Source organism: Mycobacterium sp. (assembly GCF_052144515.1).
Taxonomy (GTDB): domain Bacteria; phylum Actinomycetota; class Actinomycetes; order Mycobacteriales; family Mycobacteriaceae; genus Mycobacterium.
Map to the genome: position 1 here is coordinate 1 of NZ_JBKQQD010000322.1, position 5,051 is coordinate 5,051.

Annotated in this window: 5 protein-coding genes and 1 pseudogene; 4 read left to right on the plus strand and 2 right to left on the minus strand. The window is 65.5% G+C overall.

Going from position 1 to position 5,051, the window contains the following annotated elements; translation table 11 throughout:
• Positions 1-100 precede the first annotated feature (100 nt).
• The 4 genes and pseudogenes from ACLP9N_RS21615 (at position 101) to ACLP9N_RS21630 (ending at position 3,638) form a co-directional block, all read left to right on the plus strand.
• On the plus strand, positions 101-418 hold the full coding sequence (locus tag ACLP9N_RS21615; RefSeq protein WP_442409328.1) for a hypothetical protein: 318 nt from the start codon (positions 101-103) through the stop codon (positions 416-418).
• 554 nt (positions 419-972) lie between these two features.
• Positions 973-1,389 carry an ArsR/SmtB family transcription factor gene (locus ACLP9N_RS21620; RefSeq protein WP_442367448.1) on the plus strand — a complete coding sequence of 139 codons (417 nt, stop codon included), beginning with the start codon at positions 973-975 and terminating at the stop codon, positions 1,387-1,389.
• Positions 1,386-2,430, plus strand: a pseudogene (locus ACLP9N_RS21625) (cation diffusion facilitator family transporter). Before ACLP9N_RS21620 ends, ACLP9N_RS21625 begins: the two are co-directional and overlap by 4 nt.
• 323 nt (positions 2,431-2,753) lie before the next feature.
• A complete protein-coding gene (locus tag ACLP9N_RS21630) occupies positions 2,754-3,638 on the plus strand; it encodes a cation diffusion facilitator family transporter (protein WP_442409331.1) in 885 nt (294 codons plus the stop codon).
• On the opposite strand, the gene pstS is transcribed toward ACLP9N_RS21630, so the two are convergent.
• A complete protein-coding gene (gene pstS, locus ACLP9N_RS21635; protein ID WP_442409329.1) occupies positions 3,599-4,699 on the minus strand; it encodes a phosphate ABC transporter substrate-binding protein PstS in 1,101 nt (366 codons plus the stop codon). The two genes, ACLP9N_RS21630 and pstS, sit on opposite strands and share 40 nt — an antisense overlap.
• Before the next feature lie 18 nt (positions 4,700-4,717).
• Positions 4,718-5,051 (minus strand): arsenate-mycothiol transferase ArsC (locus tag ACLP9N_RS21640; RefSeq protein ID WP_442409330.1); only part of this gene is annotated, 334 nt, incomplete at its 5' end.

A 5,051-nucleotide genomic window follows, 5' to 3' on the forward strand; every position in this document is an offset into this window, starting at 1 on the left:
TCTTCCCGCCGCTACCTCACCCACAGCCGGACGCTCACACCCAAGACGTTGCGGGTAAGCACGACACGCCCGGCTCGGTAGGACCGCTGCCATTGCAGGGGTGCCCCAACCCGATGGTACGGGTGACGTGGGCCCCCACGACGGTGGCGGCCTTGCCAAAGGCGGCGACGTCACCCTGTACGACGGTAAGCCCGTTGGCCACGGCCGCGTCGAACAGACCCAGCCCATGATCTTCTCCCTGGACGAGGCCTGCGACGTCGGCGCCGACGGCGGCTCACCCACGTCCCCGGACTACGGCCCCGCCGGTAACAAGTTCTCCGGAGAGATCGACTGGGTGCAGCTCGATATCAGCAACGACAGCCACGACCACCTCATCAAACCGGAGGAACGGTTCACAATCGCGATGTCGCAGCAGTAACGTCACGTCACCGCCAGCACTCTTGCGCGGCGTAGCCCGCCGCGAGCAGACCAGGCGTGGGGTGTCTCGAAAGAGAGCACATACGAGACAGTGACTGTGCATGACCAAACAGCCCATTCTCCCAGCTGGCGAAATCTCGAAAGTCCTTCTCACCTAAGATGTCTCAAAAGACTATCTGAGTTTCGTCAAGCCCTTGCGCTCCGCGTTCGTCATAGATCTGGCTTTGGCCTGCGGGGGGCGATCGTTAACGAATTGAGCGCGTGCGAACTCGCCGCGTTGTCTCCGTCGCGCTACCCGAGGCGTAACGCAACTTTGTGACGTCGCGGTTTGGCAGCTTGGTCCCGGTCCGGCTGCCCAAGCCCTGGCCAGGGGTCAACGCCGAATAGTGCTGCGTCCCTTGGGAGCCGAGAGATTTAGTGCGCCGGCCGGTACCCAGCTCGCTAAAGGCGTTGCGCAACCAGCACCCTCGTCGGCCCCGTCGGCCCCGTCGGCCCCAGAATGCCCGCGTTGCCCCGACCACGTTCAACAATTATTATCTGCGTATGAATGCAGGTATGGGAGTGTGTGGGCCTCGGCTGCCCGATGATCAGGTGGATCTGGTGGTCGAGGTGTTCCGGATGCTGGGCGATGCCACCCGCGTCCAGTTGTTGTGGGCGTTGGTGAGGCGCGAGATGTCAGTCAACGACCTAGCCACCCACGTCGGCAAACCCGCCCCGTCGGTGTCGCAGCATTTGGCGAAGCTGCGGATGGCGCGGCTGGTCCGCACCCGCCGCGAAGGCACCACGATTCTCTACAGCCTGGACAACGACCACATCGGGCAACTGGTCACTGACGCAGTGTTCAACGCCGAACACGCTGGCCCGGGCGTGCCCCGGCATCACCGCGACGCGGCCGAGCTGGCCACCCTGCACCCCGACACCACATTGACCGCCGATTCGACCCCGCTCCCATCGTCAAGACGCCGCGCATGACCCACGACACCGACCCCACCTCCATCACCAGCCACGACCACGGCTTGGGCCACGATCATGGCCATGGGCACCGTCACGATCACGATCATCCGAAGGGTGTGCTCGGGGTGATCAAGGAGCTCTTCGCCCCGCACAGCCACGACGCCTCCGACAGCATCGACGGAGCCCTGGAATCCAGCGCCGCCGGGATCCGGGCGGTCAAGATCAGCCTGCTCGCTCTCGGTGCGACCTCGATTGCGCAGTTGGTAATCGTGATCATCTCCGGGTCGGTCGCCTTGTTGGCCGACACCATCCACAACTTCTCCGACGCGCTGACCGCAATCCCGCTGTGGATCGCGTTCGCGTTGGGCACCAAGGCCGCCACCCGCCGCTACACCTACGGCTATGGCCGCGTCGAAGACCTGGCCGGGCTGTTCGTGATCGCGATGATCACCCTGTCCGCCATCATCGCCGGGGTCGAATCAGTACGCCGACTGATCCACCCCGTCCCGATCCAGCATGTCGGCTGGGTGGCAGCGGCCGGGCTGGTCGGGTTCATCGGCAACGAACTCGTCGCGATCTACCGCATCCGCGTCGGACGCCAAATCGGGTCGGCCGCCCTGATCGCCGACGGCCTGCATGCTCGCACCGATGGCTTCACCTCGCTGGCCGTACTTTTTGGCGCCGGCGGTGTCGCACTCGGATTCCCGCTGGCCGACCCCATCATCGGGCTGCTCATCACGGCGGCGATCCTCGCCGTGCTGCGCACCGCTGTCCGCGACGTGTTCCGTCGCCTCATGGACGGGGTGGACCCCGCACTGGTCGACACCGCCGAAGCGGCGCTGGCCGCCGAGCCCGGCGTGACAGGGGTTCGCAGTGTGAAGATGCCGCTGGCTCGGCCACCGCTTGCACGCCGATGCGGAGCTCGACATCGATCCGGCCACCAGCCTGTCTGACGCTCACCGGATCGCCCATCACGCCGAGCACGCCCTCACCCACGCAGTGCCCAAGCTCTCGAGCGCACTCGTCCATGCCTACCCCGCCAGCATCGATACCCCCTGAGCGATGGACGATCTGATGAGGTCGCGTCGTCACGAGTGGGTTTTCGTCGCGGCGGTCCCTGTGCACCGCGCCCCACCGTGGCCGGCACGGGTGGCGCCTCAGCGCGTTTGACGTCGCGTGGTCGAGGTTCACCGAGAATTCATGCGGATCTATGCATGATTGAGTAGGGTGGTACCGAAATGTCGAGGAGGTGAGGGGTAGTGGCGGACGATTCAGGGCACGGTGACGCCGCATCCACCTCGCCGAGTGGGGGTCACGACGACACCCACGATGACACCCACGCCGGTGGGCATCACAACGACGGCCATGCGCACGGACATGGGGTGTCGGCCGATGCGGACCGTAAATGGTTAGCGATCGCGCTGGGGTTGATCGTCGGGTTCATGGTCATCGAGGTCGTCGTGGGGGTGCTCGCACACTCGTTGGCGTTGATCTCTGATGCCGGGCACATGCTGACCGACGCCGCCTCGATCGTGCTGGCGTTGGTGGCGATCCGGATCGCGGCCCGCCCGGCCCGCGGCGCCTACACCTACGGTTTCAAACGGGTCGAGATCTTCTCCGCGCAGGCCAACGGGATCACGCTGTTGTTGCTGGCGGCGTGGTTCGTCTACGAGTCGGTGCACCGACTCATCGACCCGCCCGCGGTGTCGGGGCCGTTGGTGTTGATTACCGCTCTGGTGGGGATCGTGGTCAATATCGTGGCGGCATGGAGTCTGAGCCGCGCGAACCGGACCAGCTTGAACGTAGAAGGCGCGTTCCAGCACATCCTCAACGACCTCTATGCCTTCATCGGGACGGCGATCGCCGGCGCGGTGGTGTGGCTCACCGGGTTCGCCCGCGCTGATGCGATCGCAGCGCTGCTGGTGGCGGCGCTGATGGCGCGGGCCGGCTGGAACCTGGTCCGCGAGTCGGGCCGGATCTTCCTCGAAGCCGCTCCGGCTAACGCCGACCCGGCGGTGATCGGGCCACGGATCGCGGCGATCCCGGCGGTCGCCGAAGTCCACGACCTGCACGTCTGGCAGATCACCTCGGGTCAGCCGTCTCTGTCAGCGCACATCCTGGTCACCGGCGAGGTGGACTGTCACGCGGTGCGCACCGCCATCGAGGTGGTCCTGCATGATGAGTACCAGCTGGAGCACACCCGGGATTCGGCGTTGAGTGTGACGTCTCAGCTGATGGCGTTGACGGCGCTGGCCACTTTCGACTGAAACTGGTTGGGCAACGGAAAGTATCCGTGGTCTTCCAGGTCGGCCTGGCCTGGCCCGACGGTGGACTGCAGAAACGCCCGCACCGCCGTCGCGGTCTGCGCGTCAGAGTATTTCGAGCACACCAGTTCATACGTCGCCAAGACAATCGGGTAGGCGCCGGGCTGGGTGGGCTTGTAGAACGAGCTGGTGTCGAGCACCAGGTTGTTGCCCTGGCCCGTGATGGTGGCGGCGGCGATGGTTTTGCCGACCGTGTCGGCGTTGATGGCCACCGGATCCGGCCCGGCCGAGGTCACGATTCTGGCGGCGAACAACCGCTGCGCTTGGGCGAATGACCATTCGTTGTAGGTGATTGAGCCCTCGGTGTTTTTGACTTTTGCCGAGGTGCCTTCGTTGCCGGGTGCGCCCTCGCCGATGCCGCCGTTGAACGCCTTGCCGGTTCCCTTGCCCCACGCCCCGCCCGCGGCGGCATCGAGGTAGCGCTGGAAGTTGTCGGTGGTGCCCGAGCCGTCGCTGCGGAACACGACGTGGATGGGTTCTGGGGGCATTTCCGCGCTGTTGAGCGCCTTGATTGCCGGGTCATCCCATCGGGTGATGGCGCCGTTGAAGATCTTCGCCAGCGTCGGGGCGTCGAGCACCAGCCGGTCGACGACATCAAGGTTGTAGGTGATGGCCAAAGGTCCGAAGACCACGGGCAGGTTCCAGGCATCCGAGCCGCACCGCTGGTTGGCCTTGCTGTACTCGTCGCCGGCTAGCGGCGAGTCCGAGCCGCCGAAATCGGTTTGGCCTGCTAGGAATTCGCTCACTCCAGCACCCGAGCCGTTTGAGGTGTAGGTCAGCGTCTGCCCGGGGCAGGCCTTTTCGTAGGCTTTGGCGAACCAGGTCATCGCATTGGCCTGCGCGGTTGAGCCGCTGGCCTTCAGTGTCTGTTTGCCGCCACAGTCTACTTTCACCGCAGTGGCATATGAGGGGACCGAGTGTTCGCGGGCGCATGCCGAAAGCACCAGCACCGTGGCCGCCAGCAAGCTCAGCACGGCCGAAGATCGGTTCAGTGAAACGTCCATAGCGGTTTCCTCCGGTCGTTAGTGCAATGCGCTATTGCTGGGTGGTACTGGGGCCGTGGCGGTGCGGGTTGTCGAACGTCGCGTGCTCCGTTGCGAGTGGGAGTCCAGGGTGGGGGCCACGTGATCGATCCGGACGATCAGCTCATCGAGGGCCCGGTCGAAGGCGTCGACTCGGCCCATACGCACGGGGTCGGGGATCGACCAATGCAGGCGCCGGCTGTCGGCGGGCAGTTCTTCGTGGGCGTTATCGCAGACCGCGATGATCACGTCGGTGGGCTTCACAACGTCATCGAGGTGGCGCGGGGCGTGGGGCCGCATCGGCAGCTTGCGGCGTGCCGCCGCGGCCACCGCC